Source organism: Enterococcus sp. AZ126, from assembly GCF_051714545.1.
Lineage (GTDB): Bacteria > Bacillota > Bacilli > Lactobacillales > Enterococcaceae > Enterococcus_L.
Map to the genome: position 1 here is coordinate 1,494,753 of NZ_JBIOSB010000001.1, position 26,343 is coordinate 1,521,095.

Below are 26,343 nucleotides of genomic sequence, written 5' to 3' on the forward strand. Positions count from 1 at the left end.
TAAAATAGACAAAAAAGAGAACGCCTATTCCATCTTCTAAACGTCTAAAGACGCCGACAGAATACCGTTCTCGTGGGTTTGGCACCCAATGGGTCGTAAGGGGCTCGAACCCATGACCCGCTGATTAAGAGTCAGCTGCTCTACCAACTGAGCTAACGACCCGAATAATTTAACACTTAAGTATTGTAGCACTTGAAAGGCGTTTATTCAAGAGGAAACATCAGACACAGTGAAATAAATTACAAGTATTTTATCTCACTGTATCGGACTCTTTTCACTTTTCTGCTTCTTTCTTCACAGGACATGTGGTGTGGCAATCATCACAGCTCTTTCCTTTACGGATTCGAGAAAAGACGACATACCCCGCACCGCCAAAAATCAAGACTGCTAAAACAAACGTCGACATGTTCTTACCCTCTTTCTATAGTTGCCATTGTGATTACTATCTCTTCTTTTTCTTTTGGTTTTCTAGCTAAATAATAGCCTATAATGATCAGCAGTAATGACGCAATAAATATACCTAAACCAATTTGCCCTTGCTCAAAGAAAACATGCCCAAATTGATAAATAATAAAGCTGACAACGTATGCTAGACCACATTGGTAACCAATCGCACACCAAGTCCATTTCCAGTCGCCCATCTCTCTACGAATCGCTCCAATAGCCGCAAAACAGGGTGCACATAACAAATTAAAGACCAAAAATGAATACGCTGCGACCGGTGTAAACGTGCCTTGTAATGCAGACCAAACCTCTACACCATCTTCAGAGACTTCGCCTACATGACCAAACAAAATCCCAAATGTACCAATCACATTTTCCTTTGCCACTAAACCTGTAATCGTAGCAACCGCGCCTTGCCAAGTTCCCCAGCCAAGTGGTGCAAACAACGGTGCAATTACCTTGCCTAAGTTTGCCAAAATACTTTGGTCTTCGGCAGCTTCTTGTAGTGTGAATGTATACGTTGACGTAAACCAAATAATGATACTCATCACAAAAATAATTGTTCCTGCTTTTTTTACAAACGATTTACTACGATCGTATGCATGACGGAGAACGCCACGTAATTGTGGCATATGATACGCTGGTAATTCCATAATAAAGGGTGCTGGATCTCCTGAAAATGAACGTGTCTTTTTCAATGCGATTCCAGATAATACAATAGCTGCGATCCCGATAAAATAAGCAGATGGTGATACCCAGCTACTTTTCGGAAAAAAAGCGCCAGCAATTAATGCAATAATTGGTAATTTTGCTGAACAAGGCATGAAGGTCGTGACCATGATCGTCATCTTACGGTCTTTTTCATTTTCAATCGTGCGACTTGCCATAACACCAGGTACTCCACAACCCGTTGCGATCAACATAGGAATAAACGATTTACCTGATAAGCCAAATTTCCTAAACAAGCGATCCATAACAAAGGCAATTCTAGCCATATAGCCGCAATCTTCTAAAAATCCCAAACACAAGAATAAAACGGCTAACTGAGGTAAAAAGCCCAACACAGCTCCAACTCCAGCAATGATTCCATCAATAATCAAACTTTGCATCCAAGGTGCTACTTGCCAACTAATCAATAATCCTTCTATTGTATTTGGTACAAAATTGCCAAATAATTCATCATTAATCCAGTCTGTTCCCATCGTTCCAACAGTTTGAATCGCTAAATAATAAACAAACCACATGATTGCTGCAAATATCGGTAAAGCCAACCAACGATTAGTCACGATTCGATCGATCTTATCGCTTGTGTTAAATGTGATTTCATTTCTTTCAATCGCACAAAGAGCTGTTAGACGAGTGATAAATTCGTATCGTTCATTAATAATGATTGCTTCACTATCATCACCAAAAATTTGTTCTGCAATCCTAATTATTTCTTCTATTTCTTTTTGCTGCAATGTGCTCAATTCTAATTCTGCCTGGATCCTAGTATCTCTTTCAAATAATTTGATACTATACCAACGTGCTTGTTTTTCTAATACACTATTCCCTAAAACGTCTATGATTTCGTTTAATGCTGCTTCTAAACGATTATTATACGTTGGATAATTCAATTCTGAAGGAAAAACGTCAGTTGCTTTTATTGCTTTTTTTACTAAGTCATCCAATCCACGATTTTTTAAGGCACTGAAACCTAATACATCTACTCCTAATCCGTAGGAGAGCTTCTCAATATTAATTTTTCTTTCGGTTTTATCTAAAATATCCATCATATTCAAACCAATAACAACGGGGATTCCCGTCTCCATCAATTGAGTTGTTAAATATAGGTTTCGTTCTAAGTTTGTGGCATCGACAATATTGACAATAACATCTGGACTACCACTGAGCAAATAATCTCTGGCAACCACTTCTTCCGGCGTGTAAGGGGAAAGAGAATAAATACCTGGTAAATCTTGAATCGTTACTTGCTTGTTTCTTTTCAGCTTTCCCTCTTTTCGTTCAACCGTCACACCTGGCCAATTTCCTACATATTGATTTGCACCTGTCAATGCATTAAATGCTGTTGTTTTCCCACTATTCGGATTTCCTGTCAGTGCGATATGCTGTTCTTTCATTGCTTACCCCTCCTTTTGTACCAAGACTAATTCGGCTTCATTTTTTCTTAGCGTCAGTTCATATCCTCGAAGATTGATTTCGATTGGGTCTCCTAAAGGCGCCATTTTTCGTACAAGGATATCTACACCCTTTGTCAGTCCCATATCCATTAACCTTCTTTTAACAGCACCTTGCCCATGAATACCTACTACTTGCGCTTTTTCTCCTACTTTTAATTGATCTAGAGATAACCAGTTTTCTTCATTGATACTTTTTTCTACTATTATAATATGTTTTAGCACAGATAAATTGATCGCAATACGGCTATTGTGCAATAAAACAATGCCATTTTCACCGGAATAATTCACCAGCACAACTTTTCCACCTGGCACAAGTCCAAGATTACTTAAGTGTTTCTTCGCAAAACCTTCTGCCTGAATCTTTTCAATTATATAAACCTTATTCAATTTTGCCTGTGCCAACGTCAGCATTGCGTTATCCTCCTTAATTTAAAAACTGAACGAGCTTACTTATCACGATCTAGGTAAAGTACAAAAGAGGAGACTTAAGCATTGTGAAAAAGTTTCATCTATTATTCTATTGATATTGAGAATCGTTCTCATTAAGTATACTTGTTTGTGAGGTTTAAATCAATCTTCTTTCTACTTCATGATAAGAAAATATTTTCAATCAAAAAAGAGCTTGATTCATTAGTGTGTCCTATTTCTACTACCCCCTACATCTTGTGTTCAATCGATTAGAATTTTCAAGATAAAATTTAATAAATTTCTTTTTTTACGGCTAAAACAATCATAACAGTCGTTTAAATATTGAGACTACGCGTTTTCATATTTCTTTCAAAAACACAAAACTTGGTATTGAATCAAAATGCAACCACAATATATAGTGCCTAAGTGTTGACTTTTTTTCTAAGAGATTTATACTAGTAAAGTAAACTAATTTAGGGGGAATTAAAAATGAACGTAAAAATCTTTTCTAAAAATAATTGTATCCAATGTAAGATGGCAAAACGCTTTTTGAGCGAGAATAATATAGCATTTGAAGAAGTAAACATCGATATCCAACCAGATGCAATCGACTGGTTAAAAGAACAAGGTTTCCAAAGTGTTCCGGTTATCACTTCTGATGCTGCTACAGTTGTAGGATTTCGTCCTGATCAATTAAAACAATTGGCTAGCTAAATGAAAATTGTCTATTTTACAGTTACCGGACAAACCAGACGCTTCATTAAAAAATTGGATTTAGCAGCTTATGAAATTGAGCCTGCAAATCCTTTTTTTGAGATAAATGAGCCTTTTGTTTTAGTCGTTCCTACTTATGACAAAGAAATCACTGAAGTAGTGAACGATTTTCTTGATTTTAAAAGTAATCGAGTAAACTTGCAAGGTGTTGCTGGAGGCGGCAACTTAAATTTTGCAGAATTATTTGTTTATACAGCCAAAGACATAGCACGTGATTACAACGTTCCAATGCTTTTTGCCTTTGAATTTAGCGGAACAAACGAAGACGTGGAATCCTTTAAGAAAGTAGTGAATGAACTTGAGTCTAAAAGAAATTAAAGATGTTAGCTATTTTAAGCTGAATAATGAGATCAATCGTCCTGTTGACGGACAAATTCCTTTACATAAGGATAAAGAAGCGCTGGAAGCTTTCTTTAAAGAAAATGTTCTTCCTAATACAAGAACCTTCAATAGTATAGAAGAAAAAATCAAATACTTGATCGACAATGATTATTTAGAAACTGCATTTATTGAAAAATACTCTATGGCTTTTATTGAACAATTATATATATTTCTTGATGAGCAACAGTTTGAATTCAAATCATTCATGGCAGCTTACAAGTTTTATTCACAATATGCACTTAAAAACAATGAAGGAACTGAATACTTAGAAAGCTATGAAGATCGTGTCGCTTTTAATGCATTATATTTTGCTGACGGTAACGAAGAATTGGCTTTAACTTTAGCAGATGAAATGATCCATCAACGTTATCAACCTGCAACACCGTCTTTCTTAAACGCTGGACGTAAACGTCGTGGTGAGCTTGTTTCTTGTTTCTTGATCCAAGTGACAGATGATATGAACAGCATCGGCCGTTCAATCAACTCAGCATTGCAATTATCACGTATTGGTGGCGGTGTGGGGATCACATTAGCAAACTTACGTGAAGCAGGAGCTCCAATCAAAGGCTACGAAGGAGCTGCCAGCGGCGTGGTTCCTGTTATGAAATTGTTCGAAGATAGCTTTAGCTATTCTAATCAATTAGGTCAGCGTCAAGGAGCTGGGGTAGTTTATCTAAATGTTTTCCATCCAGATATCGAAATGTTCCTTTCAACGAAAAAAGAAAATGCGGATGAAAAAGTTCGTGTAAAAACTTTATCTTTAGGCGTTGTAGTTCCTGATAAATTTTATGAGTTAGCTCGCAACAATGAAGATATGTATTTATTCAGCCCATATAGTGTAGAACGTGAATATGGCGTTCCTTTCTCTTATGTCGATATTACTAAAGAATATGATAATCTAGTAGCTAATCCTAAAATTCGTAAACGTAAAATCAAAGCGCGTGACCTAGAAAATGAAATTTCTAAGTTACAACAAGAATCTGGCTATCCATACATTATCAATATCGATACAGCTAATAGAAGCAATCCAGCTTATGGCAAAATCATCATGAGTAACTTATGTTCTGAAATTTTACAAGTGCAAACACCTTCTGTTTTAAATGGTAAACAAGAATATGAAACACTTGGTACAGATATCAGTTGTAACTTAGGCTCAACGAACATCGTCAATTTGATGGACAGTCCTGACTTTGGTAAGTCTGTTCGTGCTATGACACGTGCCTTAACATTTGTTACTGATGCTTCTGATATCGATGTGGTTCCTTCTATTCAAAACGGAAATAGATTAAGTCACACAATCGGACTTGGTGCGATGGGTCTGCATACATTCTTTGCTAAAAACCATATGGAGTATGGTTCAAAAGAATCACTTGATTTCACCAACGTTTACTTTACTTTATTAAATTACTGGACTTTAGTCGAAAGTAATAATATAGCAAAACAATACAACGAAACATTCCATAATTTTGAAAAGTCCGATTATGCTAATGGTTCCTATTTCGATAAGTATATTGAAGGAGATTTCACTCCACAATCAGATAAAGTCAAAGACATTTTTAAAGATATTTTTGTTCCAACTGCTTCCGATTGGGCAAGTTTACGTGATGCAGTGAAAAAAGACGGCTTATATCACCAAAATCGTTTAGCTGTCGCACCTAATGGTTCTATTTCATATATCAATGATACGAGTGCTAGTATCCACCCCATCACTCGTATGATCGAAGAGCGTCAAGAAAAGAAAATCGGTAAAATTTATTACCCTGCTCCTCATTTAGCAAATGATACGATTCCATATTACACATCTGCTTATGACATGGATATGCGTAAAGTGATCGATGTTTATGCAACGGCACAACAACACGTAGATCAAGGAATGAGTTTAACATTGTTTATGCGTTCTGAAATGCCAGAAGGTTTATACGAATGGAAAGATTCTCCAAAGCAAACAACTCGTGATTTAAATATTTTACGCCATTATGCTTTCCATAAAGGTGTTAAATCGATTTATTATGTACGAACATTTACGGATGATGCTGAAGAGATCGGTAGTAACCAATGCGAAAGCTGTGTGATCTAAAAAAAGCGAAACAACAAACAAGGCGCCCTCTGGTCGCCTTGTTCTATGACTTATTGTATTTTAACGTACAGGTAATGAGGAGGAAAATACATGGCAACATATTATGAAGCGATCAACTGGAACGCCATCGAAGACGTGATCGATAAATCAACTTGGGAGAAATTGACAGAACAATTTTGGTTAGATACTCGTATCCCTTTATCAAATGATCTAGATGACTGGAGAACTCTTTCAGAGCTAGAAAAAACAACTGTAGGCTACGTTTTTGGCGGTTTGACACTGCTAGACACTGTTCAGTCTGAAAGTGGTATGGAGCAACTAAGAAATGATGTTCGCACTCCCCATGAAGAAGCTGTCTTAAATAATATCCAATTTATGGAATCCGTTCATGCTAAAAGTTATTCATCGATCTTTAGTACATTAAACACTAAAAAAGAAATCGATGATATCTTCGAATGGACGAATACTAACATTTATCTACAAAATAAAGCGGAAAAAATCAATGAAATATATAAAAATGGTACGCCTTTAGAAAAAAAAGTTGCCAGTGTCTATTTAGAAACATTCTTATTCTATTCTGGTTTTTATACGCCTCTTTATTATTTAGGGAATAACAAATTAGCAAACGTTGCTGAAATTATCAAATTGATCATTCGTGATGAGTCTGTTCATGGCACTTATATCGGGTACAAATTCCAATTAGGGTTTAACGAATTGACTGAAGCAGAACAAAATGACATGAAAGATTGGATGTATAATCTTCTTTATGAACTTTATGAAAATGAAGAACGTTACACAGAAGAATTATACGACGATTTAGGTTGGACTGAAGAAGTGAAGACCTTCTTACGTTATAATGCTAATAAAGCATTGATGAACCTAGGAATGGATCCATTGTTTGCTGACACAGCGAATGATGTCAATCCAATCGTTATGAATGGGATTTCTACTGGTACAAGTAATCATGATTTCTTCTCACAAGTTGGTAATGGTTACTTGTTAGGAACTGTTGAAGCCATGAAAGATGATGATTATCTGATTGGTATGGAGTAATTCTTTTTCTGAAAAATAAAATAAGTCTAAGATAAAACTGCTTGAGTTTTTATCTTAGACTTATTTTTTACCTAGATAGTTAGAATTTTTCTCTCTAATGATAATAACTATTCCATGATATACTTATTCTAATATCACGATTTTACTAAAGTAACTATTTTACGAGGTGCATCATGACTATTTTATTCTATAAATTACTTCTGGGAATCATCGTAGGAAGTCTAATTGGTCTCTTTTCCTATATCACTCATTTCCTTACAAAATCTGGCGCGTTTGCCGTAATCTTTATCGCTACGATTGTCTGCGGCTTTGGAATATGGCCGACTTGGGGATTACTTATTCTCTTTTTTGCAAGCTCAGGATGTATACATTTGACAAAAAAAGCTATAAAAATGACGAAAGACGAATCTATCGTTGAAAAGGGACATACAAGAGATGCTTGGCAAGTACTGGCTAACAGTCTTCCAGCGATTGTTTCTTTGATTCTTTTCTATTGCACAGAAAATCAATTATTCTTGATTGGTTATATTAGTGGCATCGCAGGCGCAACGGCAGACACATGGAGCTCTGAGATAGGGATCTTAAGTAAAAATCTTCCTTGTTCAATTCTCACATTTAAACCGATTGAACCTGGACTTTCTGGAGGTATTTCTGTGCTTGGCAGTATTGCTTCTTTCTTTGGAAGTCTATTAATTACACTTGCTTTTTGTCTGATGTATAGTTGGTATCCTGTTTCTCAACTCTCAACGCATCTATTCATTGTTGTCCCTCTGACTTGCGGTGTTTTTAATTCTCTTGTGGATAGTTTTTTAGGCGCAACACTTCAAACAAAATACCGCTGTCTTATCTGTGGACAGATAACTGAACAACCGTTGCATCATCAAAAACAAACAAAAAAAATTAGTGGAATTTTTTGGCTGACAAATGACTGGGTCAATTTTTTTAGCGGCTGCTTAACCGTCTTAGTCAGTTGGATCCTCATTTTTTATTTACAATAATGGATATGAAAAAGTAACGAGGTTAGGATAGAAGTTTTTAACTCTGAGAAATAAGAGAGATTTGCTTCTGTTCCAATCGCTTATGCGAATTACTTAAGGCTAGGGTATAACTCTGTGAGTTATACCCTAGCCTCTTTATTTTTTACGATAGCCAAGACAATTTAAATACTAACCAATCGTAATTTGGTTATATTTTTATAAATCGACAAGTCCTCTATGACCTCAGCGTACGTCATTCCTTTTGGCAAATCAATCGTATAAATATTTGTGTTAATCTGCATATCTTCAACTGTTATCACATTAAAATTTACATCTTCAATTTCAATTTTATGGTCTTCAAAATACTGATTGATAAATTCTTTGGTTTCTTGTTTGTGTATATAACGAATCTCTAATTTTTTTGTTGTCGGCACGTGAATTACTTTTTTCACTAGGGTTAGCGCAATAAATACACCAATAGAACTAGTGATAGCAATTGCGTAATACCCCATACCGATCGCAATCCCTAATCCTGCGATAGCCCATAATGAAGCTGCAGTCGTCAAACCTGTTACAGATTGTTTTGTCACAATGATTGTTCCAGCACCTAAAAAACCAATTCCACTAACTACTTGAGCAATCAAACGTGCTTGGTCTGAACGGATTACGCCACTCAATTCAGGATGATTAAGCGCATCTTGTAGAGCATTTGCAGCAATTTCAACTTGAATCAACGCGATGATTGTAGCACCCATGCAAACTAAAATATGAGTCCGCATACCAGCTGGTCTATTTTTATATTGACGTTCAAAACCAATCACTCCGCCAATCAACATGGCTAAACATAATCTTATAATAATTTCAGGAATCGTTAAATCTATATCCATCATACTCATTCCTCCTAGTACTTTTCTATTTTATTATAGCACTAATTTAGATAAAGAGACTAACATTCATTTATATGAAAAATAGAGAAGATGATCCAAAACTAAAAAATAGCTTTGGATCATCCTCTAAAATTATATATATCTTTTATTCTTATAACTTACTTGCTGCAGCCTCATCAATGATAACAACAACATCTGAATGATTTTTTAAAAGACTTGCTGGTAACTCGATAGAAACAGGTCCATCGATCATTCCTTTAATCGCATCAGCTTTTTCTTCGCCAAACGCCATTAAAATCATTTTTTTACCTTTCATGATTGAACCGATTCCCATTGAAACAGCTCTTGTAGGCACATCTTCCACTTTTTCAAAATTACGTTTGTTGGCATTGATTGTAGATTCTGTTAGTTCAACTACATGAGTGAAACTATCTACAGGTGTTCCTGGTTCATTAAAACCGATGTGTCCATTTTGACCAATCCCCAAGATTTGAATATCAATTGGATTGCTGTCAATGATACTTTCATAATGTTTGCATTCTGCAGCTAAATCTTCTGCTTTGCCGTTTGGTACATATGTGTTTTTAAATGGCTTTTTATTGAATAATTGATCATTCATGAAGTAACGGTAACTTTGGTTATCTTCCCCACCTAAACCAACATATTCATCCAAATTTACAGAAGTCATATCTGTAAAGTCTATGTCGCTTGCAGTCATTTCTTTATATAATGTTTCTGGCGTACTTCCTGTTGCAAGCCCTAATACTTTTGCACCATTGTTCATGCCTTCTTTGATCAGTTCAAATGCTTTCTTTCCGCCTTCTTCAGCGTTTACTACTTTGATAATATCCATTAGCTCTTTCTCCCTTGTATCCATATTTGGTATAGTCCAATTATAACACCCTATAAAAAAGATTTCTAGTCTAAATTGGATAGAAATTAAAAAAACTTCTATTCTCAATCGAGAATAGAAGTCTACTCATTAATAACCACCTGAATATTGTCCATCATCTACTACATTTTGATCAGTGTAAGTATTTGGGTCGACATTAGTTGTGTCTTGAGCGTATCCATAACCATTAGTAGCATCAGATGTACCGGTATAATCCCCCGTCTCATTACCACTAATATAATTATTATAGTTAGTATTATCTTTTGCCTGCATCTCTTTATTTTCGGGTAGTCCTAATTGAGAGCGCAAATTTGTTTGTACATCATATAGTTTTGTTGGGTCTAAAATTTGGTAATAGATACCACCGATTTCCGTACCTTCCCCCTCTAACTGTAAAGAGTCAATATCTTTGAAGGCTGGCATATACTTTTTCTGAATATCTACCATATTATCCCAAGTTAAATCCGTTCTTACATTATCTTTTACTGCATCCAAAATTTTTCTGTATTTTGAAATACCATCTAAACTGATGATCTTATTCACAATTTTTTCAACAACTTCTCGCTGTCTTCTTTGACGTCCTATATCGCCTTCTGGATCTTCTTCACGCATCCTTGCATATGCTAATCCAGTCTCACTATCAAGCTTTATGTGTCCCTTAGGAACAGTAATACCATCTAACGTAAACTCAAATGGATTATCAACTTCAATGCCACCTACAGCGTCAATTAAATCTTTTAAGCCTCTCATGTTTATTGATACATAGTTATCAATTGGAATATCTAATAAATTCTCTACTGTATCAATCGCCATTTTGGCCCCACCTTTAGCTCCACCAAAAGCATACGCATGGTTCAATTTATCTTCTGTACCATACCCAACAATCTCAGTCAAAATATCTCTATCTAAACTAATCATTGTAGATTTTTTTTCTTTAGGATTAATAGTAACCACCATTGTAGTATCAGAACGCCCTTGCTCTGTCCGTCCCAAATCCCCAGTATCAATCCCCATCAATAACACTGAAAAAGGTTCTTGTGCATCAATATTTACAGCCATATCTCTTTTTTTAGAGGTACGATCGATTGATTCATATACACCTTCTACTGTCCCCGATGCATCTGAATACATTTTAATCCCGTATGCACAGAAACCTGCAACTGAAACAAGAACTAATCCTAAAGCAGTTAATATTACTTTTTTCCATAGTTTCATAAGACACTTCCTCATTTTTGCAAGAATAATTCATGAAATCTATTTTCTCACAATTTGAATCAAGCCGCAACTTTTTTGAGAAATTGGCATGATATCTTAATGTATTTGTAAAATAATAGTTTTTAGGGAAAGTTATCAAACTTTACAAAATAAATTTCTTGTATAAATATTATCTTTATCATCCCTCTAATTCATTTTCAAGTTGATTTTTAATCGATAATACCAGACCTAGTAACTGCTCATTAAGGAATAATAATAACTCGTTCGTAAAATCAACATCATCTAAACCAAAAATTGAAAATCTGATAGCTCTTCTTCTTTGTACAGCAAAATAACTTTTCAATTATCCAAAATTTCTAATAATCGTTGAAAATGAGCTGTTACTAACTTAATTAATCTATCTCTTGATTTGATAATATCCGCAACTTGTACACTGTCACTCCTGACTAATTCATCATAAATATGAAAAATATTATCCGCATATGGATAAGATTCAATATAATATTCTTCTAAAAAATATTTCAATTTTTTAACTCTACTATCTAATCCCACGGCCTTTACTCCATAAGAAATGGCTGTAATATTGCCATGCAAACTAGTACCTAAAAAGAGTTCAGCATTTGCAATATAAAACATAGTGTCAAATATTGTGTTATTCTCTGGCAAAAAAACTTCTATTTCATTTTTACAATATTCATAAATTTTTCTCAATGGAATCGGGTCTTCATGCATACCAGCCCTTCCTATTGGCAATAAAATTAACGATAATTTTCTTTGGTGGCAATAACTACATATTTGCTCGGCAATCTTTTTTTCATTAGTAGCATATTTTTTACCTATTTGAAAAACTAAATATTTTTTTAAATTATTTTTCTTTTCAAAAATTCGATATTCTTTACTAACCATTCCTTTCAACTTATCTTTAGGAAAGATATCCGACATGATAACAGCTGAGTCCGGTATCATATGAATTTTTTCAATATTTAAATTTTGCAAGTTTTTCTTTGTTAATGGATCTCGAACTGACAAATAATCAGCTTGAGCTAAATAGTTTGCTATTCTCTGCTGCTCTTTTTTATTAAAATAAGAAAAGTCAGTGCCACTTACAGTATTATAGATCAATTGGCAATTACCTAGATTATATTCTTGTTTTGAAAATATCCAAGGGTATCTAGTATATCCTTGCAAGATTTTAGAAGAAAGCATTTCTGCATTTCTTTTTCCTATTATTTTATATAGTATTCTATAATATAAAATTTTTTTATCGTTTTCCAATAAATGTAAATGAGTAAACTTCCATGCAGAATTTAAAGTAGCCCCACCTACAACAATCAGTGCATCGGGACTATAAAACTCAATATCAGAAATTTTATTACTTGGCAGTGCACCAATTTTTGATAAATCTGATGATACTATTCCGTAATTTTTAAAATCTAAATTTTTATTTCTTGAGGATAACCATTCTTTTAAAATAATTGGAAATAGTAAGTCTCCATAATTATTTCTGTCCACAGCTCCAACTAAAGCAATTTTCTTCATACTTCACTCCTATTTTCTACTAAATATTTTCTCTACTAAAGGTTTAAATGTATTGAAATTAACTATAATCATTGCTATAACTAGTATCAATTGTATTAATAATGATAATATTTCATTGAAATTAATAAATAAAATGATAGTTTGCAGCGAATAAATAAACATACTCATTGCTATAACAAACCAATTATACTCAATTCTAACTAAATTTTTTGTATCAAATACTCTCAAGAAGAACATAATCAATGAGCTACCTAAAACTGCTAATCCCGAGCCCATATAACCTAGTGTAGGAATGAAAAACAAGCTTAGAAGAATACTTACAATCCCACCAATTACGGAAGTTCTAAATGCTCCTTTAGTTTTCATTGCTGCCATATAATTCGTCCCTAAAAAAGTCGCTAAATTAGTAAAAATAACTCCTAGTAATAAAAACGGAACAATATTCCATGAAGAATAGTACTCAGTAGCAACAAAAAATTTATAAATGTATTTTAAAGCAAGCATTATTAATGCAGCTACAATAATTAGCAAAGAAAAATACACCTGAAAAACGTTACTATAAAAAGCATGTTTCTTTTTATTATTATATTCTTCTATTGCTGAAATCTGCCAAGCTTGATTAAACACTTGACTGACAATTTGTAAAATAGAGGGGATTTTATTGGCAACTGCAAACAGACCATTTGCTGTAACACCAACAAATGCAAAAATAAAGTAGCGATTTGATGCATTCATAATCCACCACATTAATGCATTTGGAATCATAGGAATACTATATGAAAGCATATTTCGAGCTAAATTTTTATCAATACCAATCACAAATAGGTTAATCTTACAAAATATACAAAGATGAAGTATGGAAAATAAATTAGATATAACAATTGATAAAATGTACCCTTTAATTCCCATAGAAAAAAAAATAAGAAAAATAATATTTAATAAACAAAGTAATACAGTTTGAAAAATACCATTCAGCGCAAATAGTTTTATTCTGTTATCTGCTCTAGCATAGTTAGAGAATAGTTTTTGAATTCCCATAACAATTAAAACAACAGTGACATCGATGACTATCATTACACGCTTATAACCAATCAAAATTAAGAATAATACCAGAAAGCAGAGTAACAATGAACCAATATAAGAAATTGTTAATCCATTCTTTAAGACATCTTGTTTGTTCTCATCTTCCCTCATTACAAAACGTAATACGGAATCATAAATACTTAGAAATATTATTGGTAAAAATAAATTAGATGTGTTTACAATTAAGTCTACCGTTCCATACTCAGCCACTGATAAATAATATGTATATATCGGTACTAATAAAATAGTAACTACTTTACTCCCCATCGTTCCTATGGCGAAAATAATTGAATTACTAAATAACTTCTTGTATGAATTCATGATTATCCTTCTTATATATTTTTTTATTAGATAGTAGTCCTATAAACAAGAAATAAAATACTGTAATTTCCATATCATAAATATGATTTGAAAAAATAAACATTACAAGTATATAAATTGTTAAACAGACTCCCGTAAAATTAATATTTTTGAAAAGTAATGATTTGCTTTTTTTCATTCGGTTATAAAAACTCAGTAAAATACTACCTATCATACCGTAATAACCAATAAAGCCCTGTATACCAGTATCTAGAAGTACAGCTAAATAAGACGATTCTCCCATAATCCGATCATATCCAGTAGAAACAACATCAGAAACAGTCCCAACACGACCTAAGCCAATCCCAAAAGGATTATCTAAAAAATAAGAGAATGCTTCTAACCAAATTCCTTTTCTTCCAGCCGCAGAGTTATCTTCTAAAGTAATCGTTGATTCAATATATTTAATTAAAATATCGAACATATTAATATTAAATAGAGCACTCACTACTATTAATGAAAGTACAACTCCTACTACTAAAATACTAGCTTTAGATAGAATTCCTCTTTTCTTAGTCATTACTAAAATGATAACAAAGCTTAATGACAGCCAATTACTTCTAGAAAAAGTCAATAATAATGTTAAACAGTAGATTCCAAATAAAACATTATAATATTTAACATTAATATATTCTCTATTAATTAATACTACAACCAAAATTAAACCTAGAGTAGCCCCAAAAACGTTGGTATTTGAAAATGTAGAAACTACTCGTTGCAATGAACCGAATCCTCCAAAATAAAAAGAATCTTTTAATCTTCCCGCATATTTAATTGGGTAACCTAAATTAATTAGAAATTGATCTCCTAAAACATATGCTTGAAAAATTCCCCAAATACAAATTAGACTAAAAAATTTAAAAATATAACTAAAAAATTTAAATACATCCTTAGTATCAATTGAAAGATTTCTAGCAATTATAAATATAAGAACTGGTAAAACATATCTACGAATAACAAAAAAAGCAGTAGATATACTTTGCGTGAACAACACAGTAGAAATAACTAAAGAAATAAGAAATAAAAAATAAAATAAACTCCATATACCTAGTTTTACATCAAGTATAGCGGTATTACTTTTTTTTAATTCAAATATTTTGGGAATTAACAATAATAAATATACAACTACAATCAGTTCCTTCCAATATTTTACTAATGGATTGTCATGTAAAGTTATTGAAAAAAATATATATTGTAAGGCAATACCAATTGGTATAAAATATAACATTAACTTTTCAGTTTTACTCATCAATATTTATTTCCCTACTTTTTATTATTTTGACAGGATTACCTACAGCAACACTGTTAGAAGGAATATCTTTATTCACTAATGTATTTGCACCAATCACACAATTATTTCCAATTTTTACATCATCTAATATTACTACTCCACTACCAATCCAATTATTATTCCCTACTTTTATTCCATTTGAAGTTACTCCTTGTTTCCTAATTAAAACATTTAAATTTTTAAAGTTATGTGATTGCGAATGGAAGCGAACATTTTGTCCGATTATAACATCATTGCCTATAATAATACCTCCCGAACAACCAAAAAAACAATTGTCGGCACAACTAGAATTATTCCCAAAAGTTATTCCCATTCCTAAAACCGCCAAACCACCAGTTCCTCTAATTATAGAGTATTTTCCAATTGAACAATTGTTACCAAATGAAAGACCTTCTTTGGATAAACCATCAAGTTCAACATAATCACCTATTCTAACTAAAGTTCCCATAGAAATATGTTTTTTATTTCGAATAGTAACCTTTTTACCGATAAAAATTTTTTTCTTACTCCCTTTTATTCCTAAACATTTATAGATACCTCTGTAGTATTGAGTAAATTTATTTATCAATATAAAAAGTAGCTCTCTATCAGAAATATTATCATCAATATTAAACGCGTCTCCTTTAACTCTTTCCAGAGTTTTTTTTAACATTCTATTCTTCATAATCACTCACTCTCTCTCATAAGATCAATGAGGACCTGAGATGAGTGGATACTATGCTTATAAAAAAAGCGTCTTTTTTGTATATTGCTCTTTAAATACGCATTCGTTGAACTATCTTCTTTATGAAAAATACTTATATCGTTCAAATAACTCATAACTAACAAGTCTCTTTCTGCAATATATTTTAAAATAAACTCTTCCATGTACATGAAAGTATTAACATTAAGTCCATTGTATTTTTTAATGTAGTCTTTTGAAAAAATTAGGCATGCACCGTGCAACTGAAATTCTTCGTATTCTAGATTTTCCATATCTTTCTTATTGTTCCTATTCAAAAATTTCTTTAACCATAAATCAACATGAAAAAGGCTTAGAATATGATATATTTTGAATTTCAGTTGCATTTTTTTTACATCTTGAATCCTAAAAAAAAGCTTTGGAGTTGGGTTTTGATTAATTCCATTTACAGTAGAAATAATTTTTGGTCCAGAAATATCAAATTTTTTTGATTCATAATTTTTAATTAATCTAATAAAGAAATCATTTTGTTTGATAAAGATATCGTTGTTTACTAATAAAATAAAATCAGGATTCAAATATTCTTTTGCATAACTAAAGCCCATATTGTTCCCTTTAGCAAATCCTAAATTTTCTTTTGATAATAAAACTTTCACATTTTGATTATTTTTAAAGTAATCAAATAATCTGTTTCCACTATCATTTGGGGAACCATTATCAACAATAATAATTTGTAAATTTATCATACCTTGATTTAACTCGCATATTGAATGAACACATTCTATAGTATCCGCTATAGTTATGTAATGAAGTACTACAACGGCTATATTTTTCTTAGTTATTACTTTCATCTAGCACTCCTTGAATTTTCTGAATATATTCATCTATAGAAAACACTTCTTGTTGCATTTTTTGACCATTTTTAGCAATTATCTTTCTTTTTTCTGAATCATTTATTAGATACTTTATTTTATTCGCTAGTTCCGAAGCATTTTGAGGTTCCACTAAAATACCTGTGACATCATTTTGAATAATCTCTGATGGTCCACCAAAATTAGTAGCAATAACTGGTATTTCTCTAGCCATCGCTTCTAAAATAACTAACCCGAAAGGTTCTGGTTTTATTGATGGTAAAACAAAAATATTTAAAGAATGATAAAATTTTTCCATATTTGAAACTAAACCTAATAATTTTATTTTTTCAGAATGTCCAGACTCTGATATTTTCTTTTCTAAGTTTCTTTTTAAGTAATCTTCATCTTCGAAAACATCACCAGCAATTAGAAAGATTACATCTGGATAATCTTCAAGAACTTTAAGAGCTGCATCAATAAAATAATCTTGTCCTTTCCATCGATTGATTCGCCCAGCCATACCGATTGTAAATGGTTTATTATTTACTTCATCACCAAGAAAATCACTTTTTACATCTACTACATTGTAAACAACCATACCTTTTTTCTTATCAATAATAATAGAGTCCAATGTGGCTTTACTATTCCCAATAATAACATCTGCATACTTATTCACAATTTTTTTAACAAAAAAATTCTCATATTTATTTGAAATAATTTCTCTAACATGCCAAACAGATTTTTTATTTAACGATTTCGCTGCTATTCCACCAGGAAAAACTACAGAAGTATTAGTATACACAATATCTATATTTTGTTCTCTGATAAATTTTTTTAAGTATTTTATTGAACTGAAAAATTGACAAAAATAATCAAAAAATCCTTTAAAGGTCAAATTTTTACGACGTAATACAGCTATTGATTTTATTATAACTTTACAATTATTTGTTTCTTCAAGTTTTTTTACTAATGCTCCTTGAGAAGGTAGCATCACGTATATCTGATATTTTGTTCTATCTAACTTATTAATCAAATTTAGCAATGACTTATCAGAACCGTATAACTCAGAACTTGAATGCAAAAACAGAATTTTTTTTTTCATTTATCTATCACCAAAAACTTCTTCATACATATCTATTATTTTCTCCCAAGAGTACTCATTCTCTATTCGACTAGACAATTTTTCATCATTTACCGATATTGTCACATCATTTTTAGATATATTATTTAATAAATACTTTAAATTATCTGAACTTTTATTCCAATACATTGCACCATCGCCAGCTACTTCTCGATTAAAATCTACGTCAAATAATAAATTTAATTTTGTACTCGCCAAAGCTTCTAATAGAGACGGATTAGTTCCTCCAACTTCATGGCCATGAATGTAAGCAAATGCATTTTCACGAATATACTTTAAAAGTTCTTGATCATACATAGTTCCTACAAATTTTATGCGAGAATCTTCATTAAAGTACGTTTTCTTTTTCAGCTTAGTATAAAATTTGTTTTTTTCAATATTAGTAATTAATACAAGATTTTTTTTAGTGGATGTCTTCATAAATTCTTGAATCATTATTTGATAATTATTTTCAGGCACAAATCTACCAACTACTAGAAAATAATCTTTTTCTAATAATTCATTTTTAGAAAACCACTCTCGAACAACTAGATCATTAATAGATAATTGTGACTCTTCTATATCTGTTCCATAAGAAATATAAATCGTTTTTGGACTATATCTCTTGTAATCATTTTTTATATATTCTTCAATACTCAAACTATCACAAATCAATAAATCCGCATGTTTGACCATTAGCTTTTCAGAATATTTCCAGTATTTCCGAACAGGATAGCTCCATTTAGCTCTAAGCCATTCATGACCATCTGGATTTACGTATAATTTTCCACCTATTTTTTGAATTTTTTTCCTATAATGATTTATAAACGGACCGATCCGGCAAGCTAAGATATAAAAAATAGGAGCAGAATCATTGTTCGTTTTTGCTAATGCTATTGAATAATCTAATGCTTTCATATCATAATAGATTGCCTTTGCAGGTCCAATATTAGGTACAGCAATATTGAAACAATCTGCTTGGTTATGGATAAAATGCTTTTGGCCATTGCCATATAGATTATCTCCAGTATTCATACAAGCGACATGATAATGTATTCTATCACTTTTCTTGTACTGAGTCAGTTTTTCAACGAATGTTTCAAATCCACCATATTTGGCCGGAATTCCTTTGGAACCGATAATATAAATATGCCGATTAGACTCACTCATCAATAGGCTCCTCTAGATAAAAACATGACTTTTATCGTTTGAAAGATGATCTTACAATCATTTCCAATCGATTGATTTTCAATGTACTCTAAGTCAAAATCAACCATATCATCAAAATGAACGTCGTTTCTACCTCTAATCTGCCATAATCCTGTACAGCCTGGTTTGACACTTAAACGTTGCATATCATGCTGACTATATTCAGCAACTTCTCTTTGTAGTGGCGGTCTAGGTCCTACTAAAGACATTTCTCCTTTTAAAACATTCAAAAGTTGGGGTAACTCATCGATACTTGTTTTGCGAATTTTTTTTCCAATTTTGGTCACTCTGGGATCGTCTTTTATTTTAAACATAGCCCCTTTGATCTCGTTTAATTCAATTAAATCATGTAATTGCTCTTCTGCATCTGTGCACATAGAGCGAAATTTATACATAGTAAATAAACGACCCTTTTTTCCAACTCTTTTTTGTGAAAAAATAACTGAGCCATTTGGATCCTCTTTTCGTATCAAAAAAGTAACGATCAAAAATACTGGACTTAATACTATCAAACCAAATAGACTACCTATAATATCTATAACTCTTTTAAACAGTCTAAAAAATAAAGATTGTCGCCCAAAATCATTTTTTATTGTTGACTCATAAATTTCATTTTTTTTCTCTACACTTCTACCAACATCCATAAATTTCCACTCCAAATTTAACACTCCTTTTAAATTTAACACTCCTTTTAAATACAATGAATGCCTACCAACCATTTTTTACATGTTTAGGTTTAATTAAACAACCACTATGTATCAGTACTAATAACTTTCTACTTAGTTTTTTAAAATAAACCAAATCTTTTAGGCTTTATTTCCTTAAAATCTGGTCTTTGTACCTCGTCTCCGTTTAAGACATCTTTAGCCATTTGCTGCATCGCTTGGACATGTTCTACGCCCATATCTTTTCCGATCGCATCGTATGCTTTTTTCATAAAAAAACCGCGTTTCTTGATATTATGTGCATCGGATGCCATCATATAAACCATATTATGTGAAACCATCTGTTTTGCTATTCGTTCGATTTGTTTGCCAAAAACGCCAACATAGCTGGGTGCTGTCAATTGAGTCAAGACCCCCATCTCTAAAAATGGGACTAATTTATTGGGATCTTGAATAAATTTGCTATTTCTCTCTGGATGAACAATTATTGGTGTATGACCTGCTTTTAACAACTCGAAAAAAAGTTGCTCCGCATAGGCAGGAATATCATTAGTAGGAAATTCAATCAAAATATAACGATTACTAAGATCTGTAAATAAAATATCTTCTGACTGAATTTGTTCCATTAAATTCCCGCCAATCCTTACTTCTTGTCCTTCAAATAACATAAGCGGTATGCTTCTAAGATCTAATTCTTTTTGTAAAGATGCCACGTTCGTAATTACTTGTTTAGCAGGATTATCATATTTGCCATTGTTATGATGAGGAGTACAAAGTATGTGGGTAATTCCCTGTTTTACAGCCATTCTAGCCATGTCAAGTGAATCATCAATTGTTTTAGCTCCATCATCAATCCCAGGTAATATATGGCAATGTAAATCAATCATCGGCTTCCTGCCTCCCTATAGTTTATGACCCGTAATAATAACCTTGATCTAATATATTCTTAGATCCGTTGTATACAACACCCAAAATATTCGCCTCTACTAACTCTAATAAACTCTTAGCTTTCAATAAAGAGTCTCTTTTTGAAACGTTCTCCCGAACTACCAAAATTGTTCCATCTGATTGTGAAGCTAAAATTTGTGCATCAGTCACAGCTACGACTGGTGGCATGTCAAAAATCACTAAATCATACTTTTGTCTCAGTTCCAACATCAATTCTTTCATTCTTCTAGAATCTAGTAATTCTGATGGATTCGGGGGCTTAGGACCACTCGTCATCAAAAATAAATTATCGACACTAGAATTTTGAACAACTTGATGCAGTACAGTTTCACGACTTCCCAGCAACGTACTTAGACCACGCGCATTATCTAAAGAAAATGTTTTTGCTACTGTCGGTTTACGCATATCTGCATCTACCAGTAATACACGCTTACCTGAATTAGCAAATACAATAGCTAAATTTGCTGAGCTTGTGGATTTCCCTTCACTGGGTCCAGAAGATGTAATAACCAATGTTTTTAGATCTCTATCTACCATAGCATATTGGATATTCGTTCGAATCGTTCGATATTGCTCTGAAATTGGTGAAGTTTTATCCGTTAAAGTGATTAAACTTACGGCTTTGGTTTTCTGTTTTTTTTGAGTTCTTATTTTATTTGTCATTCTATACTCCTTTAAACTCGTGGGCGACTTCTACGTACGGTCGCAGAATCATCTGGTTTATCGTGCTCTTTTGGCAGTGTTTTTGGTATATCTCTATTAGGGTTTCTTGGCTCAGTAGACTGCATTGCTATTTTTGAAGGCGTACGACTCACTTTTGCATTTAGTTCCTTTGCCGTCATATTTGGGACAATACCTAATATCGTAAAGCCAAGCTCATCTTCTACAAAACTATCATCTTTAATCGTTTTATCAAATAATTCTAAAATGAAGGAAACAGCGATTCCAAATATAACACCTAATGCTAAACCGATCATCAAATTAATTTTATCATTGGGTGAAACTGGTTTTAAGTTGGCCGTTGCTGAGGATATGATCGTAATTTTATCAACACTCAACATATCTTTGGCTTGCTCCTGAAAAACTAAAGCCGTCTGATTGGCTATGTTTTGGGCTACAATCGGATCTGTTACTTTAGATACTATTGAAAACATTTGTGAATTTTGTGATTGATTTACTGAGATACTTGCACCTATTGCGTCAACAGACAGATCATTTTCATACTCTGTTTTCATTCGTTGCTGTACTTCTGTCATTACAGTATCGCTTTTGATCAAATCTTTATAGGTGTTGATCATTTGTAGATTTCCATTGATATCGTTGACATTCGTTGTTTCATTCTGTGGTAATCGGACGATTAGCTGCGCCTGAGAGCTGTATTTAGGGGTAATGACAAAATAGGTCAATATTCCAGCAACACCCAATCCTAAAAACATAAAAACAATAATTAAACCGATACGTTTTTTTAATACACCCATTAATTCCTGTAAACTGATTGTCTCTTCCATTTTTTCCTCCAATTAACTACATACAAATAATTATAAATTCTGGCTAGACCAAGTACAAGTCTATTTGTAAAGAATACACTATCAATTATTACAGCAATTACTGAAATAATTGATAGATTGCAATTCATCGTTATGAAAAATACTTTGCTGCCTTATTTATTCACTTGGTAGACCTTCTTCTTCCTTTACAGAATCAACAGTTTCTTGTTTTTTTAACAGCTCATCGATTCTATCAAATTTATCGGATAAGTCTTTTTTCAATGATTCATTTTTCACCTGATCAAGCTGATCAAAGAGATGGATGAAGTTATCTGGGCTGGCGTCATCCGTCAACCTACCCTCTTTTTCCATTTTATCGACCGCTTGCTTCAGGTCTTCGTATTGTTTGACCTGTGCATCCATTTCATTTAAAAACGTAGTAATCGATTGGCTCCACAGATTTTTAGTTTTAGAAATATTATCGCGTATCATTGAAATCTGGTCCATAGTTGTTTTTTCATTTATAACAATAACTTCATTAGGAGATGACCAGTTAGTTGGAGCTTCAACAAGTAATTCAGTTACTTGTTTTTGAATATCACTTTTATTTTTTATATCTTCTATTTGAAGCAAAAGTTCTTTTTTCCCCTGTGCTACTTCCAAAGTATCTGCAGAGAAATCCTTATTCTCCAAATCAAAATCGCTTGCTTCTGTTTTCAACGTAATGATTGCTCGTTCAGTGTCTCTTAATTTTTCTCTCTCTAGTGGTTCTACTAGAAATTCTTTATTATCCACTTGATAAAATTGACTGATTTGGTTATTAAGCCGTTGAATTTTTATGGCTTCATTTTTTATCGTTGTTTTCGCATACTCAACTTTTCTCTTTTGTTCCTGATTAGCATTTGACCTAATTCCTAAAAAACAGATACCAATTGAAACAGCGATAACACCTATGTATATCCCTTTACCCAACCATTTATTTTTTGCCACTATTACACTCCTTTTAAACATACCTTCATTACTCATTTTTTTAATTGACTATTTTAGGACTACCAACCTTTTGTATCTACTGACTTTTTATTTTATAGCTTCTAAAAATGCTGTGTAATTTGCTTGCTCTGATGTTTCTTTGATCATTAATTTTTCAAAGTGACCTTCTGTAAAATCAGATAAAGCTCCAGAAATCAAATGTGTAACCGTTGCGTTTCCAATCAGTTCCATCCAGTAACCATCTGAATCATCTTCATGTACTATGGTTTTTACCATACCACCAGCATTTTTAACTGTGATCGTTTCATTAAATTCACCATTGTTTAATAGTACATACATTAAACTGCTGGCACACATCGCAGTGCCACACGCATTAGTAAAGCCTACACCGCGCTCAAAGGTTCGAACAAAGAGTTCATTTTCTCCTAATATTTCTACAAAACTTACATTGACACCATCGGGAAAAATAGGATTATTTCCGTTTACATAAGTCGCAATTTGTTCAAACTCTTTTCCCATAAGTGTTTGATGATCAACGAAGCTAATCAAATGAGGATTAGGAACTGCTACAGCTGAAAATTTTAACTCACTTGATAATTCTGGGATCACTTCATTGATTATCGTGTTATTTTTAGTCTCCATCGGGATTGCAGCAGCCTCAAAACGAACTGGTGAAATCTCCACTTGGTAAGTCGCTACTTGTTCAGCAAATGGGGATGCTTGTCTTACTTTAAGATCTGCAAACATAGTTTCTACAGTGAATGATTTTTTGTCATATTTTTCTGCTAAGTATCTTGCAACTGTGCGTAAACCATTACCGCACATGCTCGCTTCGCTACCATCATTATTAATTACACGCATTTTAGCTAGTGATGTGCCCTTATCTACTTTTTCTACAAGTAACAGACCATCTGATCCATTAAGTAATCCCGTCTCTCTATTACTCAAATAAGTGCGTAAATCGTTGATTTCCTTCTCAGTAAAGGGACGTTCTAATTTTGTTTCATCTATTAAAAAGAAATCATTTTCTGATCCATGAACTTTTTGCATCGTTACATTCATTATAAAACCCCTCTACTCTTTTATATTTTAATATTCCTAACTATTAGTATGCCACAAACAAAAAGAGGAAAACAGTGTAATTTACTGTTTTCCTCAAAAAAGTTTCTAAATATTGTTTTTTTTATCTTATTTAGCTGCTGCGAAGCGTTTATTTACTTCATCCCAGTTTACAAGATTCCAAAAAGCATCAATATAATCTGGACGTACATTTTTGTAGTTTAGGTAATAAGCATGTTCCCAAACATCTAATCCTAAAACAGGTGTCTTACCATCCATTAAAGGAGAATCTTGATTAGGTGTTGAAGTAATTTCTAATTTTCCTTTATTCAAAACTAACCATGCCCAGCCTGAACCAAAACGTCCAGTTGCAGCTGTTTTAAATTCTTCCTTTAATTTATCAAAACTGCCAAATGCTGCATCAATGGCTTCTTTGATATCACCTGTCGGTGCGCCGCCTGCATTAGGAGCCATAATTTCCCAGAAGAATGAATGGTTTGCATGTCCGCCACCATTATTGCGTACAGCCGTACGAATATCTTCAGGAATACTATCCATATCAGCGATCAATTCTTCCACTGATTTAGTTCCAAGTTCAGGATGTTTCTCGATTGCTGCATTTAAATTCGTCACATAAGTGTTGTGGTGTTTGTCGTGGTGTAAATGCATTGTTTCTACATCAATATAAGGTTCTAATGCATCATAAGCATAAGGTAAATCTGGTAAAGTGTAAGTCATAAAAAATCCCTCCATTAATTAAGTATAACGTTTCATACATTTATAGCATAACAGATTTTATGACAACCTTCAAAGTAATTGCTTACAAAATTTAGACTAAACTTGTTTTTCCCTTGTATCTCCTTTAGAATGACGTGTATACTCAATTTCAAGTCAGGAGAGAATTTATGAACTCATTTACACTTTTTAAACACTCTTTATTTCAAGTAACTGATCTCCATCAGGCTAAAAAAATGCCATTTTGGAAAGTCATTCTATATGTTGTTTTTCTAAGCACCATCCTTGCCCTTCCAATAACAAAACAAATCTTTTCTATAATGCAAGATATTAGAAGCGACGGGCAAGAAATTGCCGCAAAATTACCAGATTTTAACATTACCGATGGAAAATTAGAAACAGGAGATGGCGCTAAAGGATTTATTTATCAAACAAACTCGATCATCTTCACGTTTGATCCTGATGGAAAACGTTCCCTTAGCGACATAGCTGCTGATTCAGTCGGTACTGCTGTTGGTTTGGGCTTTTTAAAGGATGAATTTGTGGTTGCGTTACCAAGTTCAAGCGCTGCAAACACCTTATTAGGTACCAATCATTTTGAAATTCCTTATTCTAAAGGCACTTTAGATGGTTTGAATAGCAACAACTTAAAAAAAGCTTTAGATGAGGCCAGTATTCCTTTTTGGATTAAATTAGTTGTGTTTATTTTTACTCTATATCCAACCTTTATCAACTTGATCATCAATTTACTTATGATCGCAATCGGTGCAACTCTTTATAGTAAGATTCGTTTGTACAAACTACGTTTTTTAGATTGTCTAAAAATCTCGACCTATTGCGCAACTCTTCCTGTGATCGTCAGTAGTATTCTCCATTTTACTACTCGATCTTTCGATGATAGTTTTTTAATTGTTTTTATTTCATTGTTGCTCTTTTTTTTGGCTACGCGTACTGAAATACGACAAGAACCACCTTTGATTTAAGTTTAAACCTAAAGCACTTGTTTGAGTCTTAAACTTTTCTTACATTCTCT

Annotated in this window: 26 protein-coding genes and 1 tRNA gene; 6 read left to right on the forward strand and 21 right to left on the reverse strand. The window is 32.8% G+C overall.

Translation table 11 applies throughout. The annotated features are described in order from the left end of the window. Nucleotides 1-89: 89 nt before the first annotated feature. From IGI43_RS07255 to IGI43_RS07270, 4 genes are all read right to left on the reverse strand, one after another. Nucleotides 90-162, reverse strand: a tRNA-Lys gene (locus IGI43_RS07255). Between the two features lie 112 nt (nt 163-274). Beyond that, on the reverse strand, nt 275-406 hold the full coding sequence (locus IGI43_RS07260) for a FeoB-associated Cys-rich membrane protein (protein WP_438757146.1): 132 nt from the start codon (nt 404-406) through the stop codon (nt 275-277). Between the two features lie 4 nt (nt 407-410). Next, entirely contained in the window at nt 411-2,564 is a 2,154-nt protein-coding gene (feoB, locus tag IGI43_RS07265) for a ferrous iron transport protein B (protein ID WP_438757147.1), read from the reverse strand. 3 nt (nt 2,565-2,567) lie between these two features. Further along, entirely contained in the window at nt 2,568-3,035 is a 468-nt protein-coding gene (locus IGI43_RS07270; RefSeq protein WP_438757148.1) for a FeoA family protein, read from the reverse strand. Between the two features lie 486 nt (nt 3,036-3,521). Here IGI43_RS07270 and nrdH point away from each other — a divergent pair, with 486 nt between their 5' ends. The 5 genes from nrdH to IGI43_RS07295 all read left to right on the forward strand — a co-directional run bounded on the left by nrdH (nt 3,522) and on the right by IGI43_RS07295 (nt 8,315). Continuing rightward, nucleotides 3,522-3,746, forward strand: coding sequence for a glutaredoxin-like protein NrdH (gene nrdH / locus IGI43_RS07275; RefSeq protein ID WP_207121171.1), 225 nt, complete (start codon nt 3,522-3,524; stop codon nt 3,744-3,746). Further along, nucleotides 3,747-4,124, forward strand: a complete 378-nt coding sequence (gene nrdI / locus IGI43_RS07280; RefSeq protein ID WP_438757149.1) for a class Ib ribonucleoside-diphosphate reductase assembly flavoprotein NrdI — start codon at nt 3,747-3,749, stop codon at nt 4,122-4,124. It abuts the gene before it with no gap. After that, nucleotides 4,105-6,264, forward strand: a complete 2,160-nt coding sequence (gene nrdE / locus IGI43_RS07285) for a class 1b ribonucleoside-diphosphate reductase subunit alpha (RefSeq protein ID WP_438757150.1) — start codon at nt 4,105-4,107, stop codon at nt 6,262-6,264. Before nrdI ends, nrdE begins: the two co-directional genes overlap by 20 nt. Before the next feature lie 90 nt (nt 6,265-6,354). After that, nucleotides 6,355-7,317, forward strand: a complete 963-nt coding sequence (gene nrdF, locus IGI43_RS07290) for a class 1b ribonucleoside-diphosphate reductase subunit beta (protein ID WP_438757151.1) — start codon at nt 6,355-6,357, stop codon at nt 7,315-7,317. A 173-nt stretch (nt 7,318-7,490) separates the two neighbouring features. Continuing rightward, nucleotides 7,491-8,315 (forward strand): DUF92 domain-containing protein, encoded by an 825-nt coding sequence (locus IGI43_RS07295; protein WP_438757152.1) that lies wholly within the window; start codon nt 7,491-7,493, stop codon nt 8,313-8,315. A gap of 161 nt (nt 8,316-8,476) precedes the next feature. Here IGI43_RS07295 and IGI43_RS07300 read toward each other — a convergent pair whose 3' ends face one another. From IGI43_RS07300 to IGI43_RS07380, 17 genes are all read right to left on the reverse strand, one after another. Continuing rightward, nucleotides 8,477-9,184 (reverse strand): MgtC/SapB family protein, encoded by a 708-nt coding sequence (locus tag IGI43_RS07300; protein WP_438757153.1) that lies wholly within the window; start codon nt 9,182-9,184, stop codon nt 8,477-8,479. Between the two features lie 148 nt (nt 9,185-9,332). Continuing rightward, nucleotides 9,333-10,034, reverse strand: a complete 702-nt coding sequence (gene nagB / locus IGI43_RS07305; protein WP_438757154.1) for a glucosamine-6-phosphate deaminase — start codon at nt 10,032-10,034, stop codon at nt 9,333-9,335. Between the two features lie 129 nt (nt 10,035-10,163). Beyond that, nucleotides 10,164-11,288, reverse strand: a complete 1,125-nt coding sequence (locus IGI43_RS07310; RefSeq protein WP_438757155.1) for an LCP family glycopolymer transferase — start codon at nt 11,286-11,288, stop codon at nt 10,164-10,166. 339 nt (nt 11,289-11,627) lie between these two features. Next, complete coding sequence (locus tag IGI43_RS07315) at nt 11,628-12,827, reverse strand: polysaccharide pyruvyl transferase family protein (RefSeq protein ID WP_438757156.1); 1,200 nt, start codon at nt 12,825-12,827, stop codon at nt 11,628-11,630. Between the two features lie 9 nt (nt 12,828-12,836). Next, nucleotides 12,837-14,231 carry a lipopolysaccharide biosynthesis protein gene (locus IGI43_RS07320; RefSeq protein ID WP_438757157.1) on the reverse strand — a complete coding sequence of 465 codons (1,395 nt, stop codon included), beginning with the start codon at nt 14,229-14,231 and terminating at the stop codon, nt 12,837-12,839. Beyond that, nucleotides 14,206-15,519 carry an O-antigen ligase family protein gene (locus IGI43_RS07325; RefSeq protein WP_438757158.1) on the reverse strand — a complete coding sequence of 438 codons (1,314 nt, stop codon included), beginning with the start codon at nt 15,517-15,519 and terminating at the stop codon, nt 14,206-14,208. Before IGI43_RS07325 ends, IGI43_RS07320 begins: the two co-directional genes overlap by 26 nt. Next, complete coding sequence (locus IGI43_RS07330; RefSeq protein ID WP_438757159.1) at nt 15,512-16,225, reverse strand: acyltransferase; 714 nt, start codon at nt 16,223-16,225, stop codon at nt 15,512-15,514. Before IGI43_RS07330 ends, IGI43_RS07325 begins: the two co-directional genes overlap by 8 nt. Before the next feature lie 2 nt (nt 16,226-16,227). Beyond that, nucleotides 16,228-17,094, reverse strand: a complete 867-nt coding sequence (locus tag IGI43_RS07335; RefSeq protein WP_438757160.1) for a glycosyltransferase — start codon at nt 17,092-17,094, stop codon at nt 16,228-16,230. Beyond that, nucleotides 17,078-18,199, reverse strand: a complete 1,122-nt coding sequence (locus IGI43_RS07340; RefSeq protein WP_438757161.1) for a glycosyltransferase family 4 protein — start codon at nt 18,197-18,199, stop codon at nt 17,078-17,080. The genes IGI43_RS07335 and IGI43_RS07340 overlap by 17 nt, the downstream gene beginning before the upstream one ends. Beyond that, entirely contained in the window at nt 18,200-19,387 is a 1,188-nt protein-coding gene (gene cps2T / locus IGI43_RS07345; RefSeq protein WP_438757162.1) for a beta 1-4 rhamnosyltransferase Cps2T, read from the reverse strand. Then, complete coding sequence (locus IGI43_RS07350) at nt 19,387-20,070, reverse strand: sugar transferase (RefSeq protein WP_438758827.1); 684 nt, start codon at nt 20,068-20,070, stop codon at nt 19,387-19,389. Before IGI43_RS07350 ends, cps2T begins: the two co-directional genes overlap by 1 nt. Before the next feature lie 143 nt (nt 20,071-20,213). Beyond that, nucleotides 20,214-20,978, reverse strand: coding sequence for a tyrosine-protein phosphatase (locus IGI43_RS07355; RefSeq protein WP_438757163.1), 765 nt, complete (start codon nt 20,976-20,978; stop codon nt 20,214-20,216). 22 nt (nt 20,979-21,000) lie between these two features. Next, on the reverse strand, nt 21,001-21,702 hold the full coding sequence (locus IGI43_RS07360) for a CpsD/CapB family tyrosine-protein kinase (RefSeq protein WP_438757164.1): 702 nt from the start codon (nt 21,700-21,702) through the stop codon (nt 21,001-21,003). Nucleotides 21,703-21,713: 11 nt separating this feature from the next. Next, the gene (locus tag IGI43_RS07365) at nt 21,714-22,547 is read right to left on the reverse strand and encodes a YveK family protein (protein ID WP_438757165.1); all 834 of its coding nucleotides are present in this window, start codon (nt 22,545-22,547) and stop codon (nt 21,714-21,716) included. A gap of 156 nt (nt 22,548-22,703) precedes the next feature. Further along, nucleotides 22,704-23,516: a hypothetical protein gene (locus tag IGI43_RS07370; RefSeq protein ID WP_438757166.1), complete on the reverse strand. Its 813-nt coding sequence runs from the start codon at nt 23,514-23,516 to the stop codon at nt 22,704-22,706. A gap of 87 nt (nt 23,517-23,603) precedes the next feature. Next, nucleotides 23,604-24,578 (reverse strand): diaminopimelate epimerase, encoded by a 975-nt coding sequence (gene dapF / locus IGI43_RS07375; RefSeq protein ID WP_438757167.1) that lies wholly within the window; start codon nt 24,576-24,578, stop codon nt 23,604-23,606. Between the two features lie 126 nt (nt 24,579-24,704). Then, nucleotides 24,705-25,313 carry a superoxide dismutase gene (locus IGI43_RS07380; protein ID WP_438757168.1) on the reverse strand — a complete coding sequence of 203 codons (609 nt, stop codon included), beginning with the start codon at nt 25,311-25,313 and terminating at the stop codon, nt 24,705-24,707. 167 nt (nt 25,314-25,480) lie between these two features. Here IGI43_RS07380 and IGI43_RS07385 point away from each other — a divergent pair, with 167 nt between their 5' ends. Beyond that, nucleotides 25,481-26,293: a DUF1189 domain-containing protein gene (locus IGI43_RS07385; RefSeq protein WP_438757169.1), complete on the forward strand. Its 813-nt coding sequence runs from the start codon at nt 25,481-25,483 to the stop codon at nt 26,291-26,293. Nucleotides 26,294-26,343: the final 50 nt, after the last annotated feature.

Excerpts from the sequence above, each read along its gene's own strand:
- IGI43_RS07260 (WP_438757146.1), bottom strand. The coding sequence starts at position 406 with ATGTCGACGTTTGTTTTAGCAGTCTTGATTTTTGGCGGTGCGGGGTAT.
- feoB (WP_438757147.1), bottom strand. The coding sequence starts at position 2,564 with ATGAAAGAACAGCATATCGCACTGACAGGAAATCCGAATAGTGGGAAA.
- IGI43_RS07270 (WP_438757148.1), bottom strand. The coding sequence starts at position 3,035 with ATGCTGACGTTGGCACAGGCAAAATTGAATAAGGTTTATATAATTGAA.
- nrdH (WP_207121171.1), top strand. The coding sequence starts at position 3,522 with ATGAACGTAAAAATCTTTTCTAAAAATAATTGTATCCAATGTAAGATG.
- nrdI (WP_438757149.1), top strand. The coding sequence starts at position 3,747 with ATGAAAATTGTCTATTTTACAGTTACCGGACAAACCAGACGCTTCATT.
- nrdF (WP_438757151.1), top strand. The coding sequence starts at position 6,355 with ATGGCAACATATTATGAAGCGATCAACTGGAACGCCATCGAAGACGTG.
- IGI43_RS07295 (WP_438757152.1), top strand. The coding sequence starts at position 7,491 with ATGACTATTTTATTCTATAAATTACTTCTGGGAATCATCGTAGGAAGT.
- IGI43_RS07300 (WP_438757153.1), bottom strand. The coding sequence starts at position 9,184 with ATGATGGATATAGATTTAACGATTCCTGAAATTATTATAAGATTATGT.
- nagB (WP_438757154.1), bottom strand. The coding sequence starts at position 10,034 with ATGGATATTATCAAAGTAGTAAACGCTGAAGAAGGCGGAAAGAAAGCA.
- IGI43_RS07310 (WP_438757155.1), bottom strand. The coding sequence starts at position 11,288 with ATGAAACTATGGAAAAAAGTAATATTAACTGCTTTAGGATTAGTTCTT.
- IGI43_RS07315 (WP_438757156.1), bottom strand. The coding sequence starts at position 12,827 with ATGAAGAAAATTGCTTTAGTTGGAGCTGTGGACAGAAATAATTATGGA.
- IGI43_RS07320 (WP_438757157.1), bottom strand. The coding sequence starts at position 14,231 with ATGAATTCATACAAGAAGTTATTTAGTAATTCAATTATTTTCGCCATA.
- IGI43_RS07325 (WP_438757158.1), bottom strand. The coding sequence starts at position 15,519 with ATGAGTAAAACTGAAAAGTTAATGTTATATTTTATACCAATTGGTATT.
- IGI43_RS07330 (WP_438757159.1), bottom strand. The coding sequence starts at position 16,225 with ATGAAGAATAGAATGTTAAAAAAAACTCTGGAAAGAGTTAAAGGAGAC.
- IGI43_RS07335 (WP_438757160.1), bottom strand. The coding sequence starts at position 17,094 with ATGAAAGTAATAACTAAGAAAAATATAGCCGTTGTAGTACTTCATTAC.
- IGI43_RS07340 (WP_438757161.1), bottom strand. The coding sequence starts at position 18,199 with ATGAAAAAAAAAATTCTGTTTTTGCATTCAAGTTCTGAGTTATACGGT.
- cps2T (WP_438757162.1), bottom strand. The coding sequence starts at position 19,387 with ATGAGTGAGTCTAATCGGCATATTTATATTATCGGTTCCAAAGGAATT.
- IGI43_RS07350 (WP_438758827.1), bottom strand. The coding sequence starts at position 20,070 with ATGGATGTTGGTAGAAGTGTAGAGAAAAAAAATGAAATTTATGAGTCA.
- IGI43_RS07355 (WP_438757163.1), bottom strand. The coding sequence starts at position 20,978 with ATGATTGATTTACATTGCCATATATTACCTGGGATTGATGATGGAGCT.
- IGI43_RS07360 (WP_438757164.1), bottom strand. The coding sequence starts at position 21,702 with ATGACAAATAAAATAAGAACTCAAAAAAAACAGAAAACCAAAGCCGTA.
- IGI43_RS07365 (WP_438757165.1), bottom strand. The coding sequence starts at position 22,547 with ATGGAAGAGACAATCAGTTTACAGGAATTAATGGGTGTATTAAAAAAA.
- dapF (WP_438757167.1), bottom strand. The coding sequence starts at position 24,578 with ATGAATGTAACGATGCAAAAAGTTCATGGATCAGAAAATGATTTCTTT.
- IGI43_RS07380 (WP_438757168.1), bottom strand. The coding sequence starts at position 25,313 with ATGACTTACACTTTACCAGATTTACCTTATGCTTATGATGCATTAGAA.
- IGI43_RS07385 (WP_438757169.1), top strand. The coding sequence starts at position 25,481 with ATGAACTCATTTACACTTTTTAAACACTCTTTATTTCAAGTAACTGAT.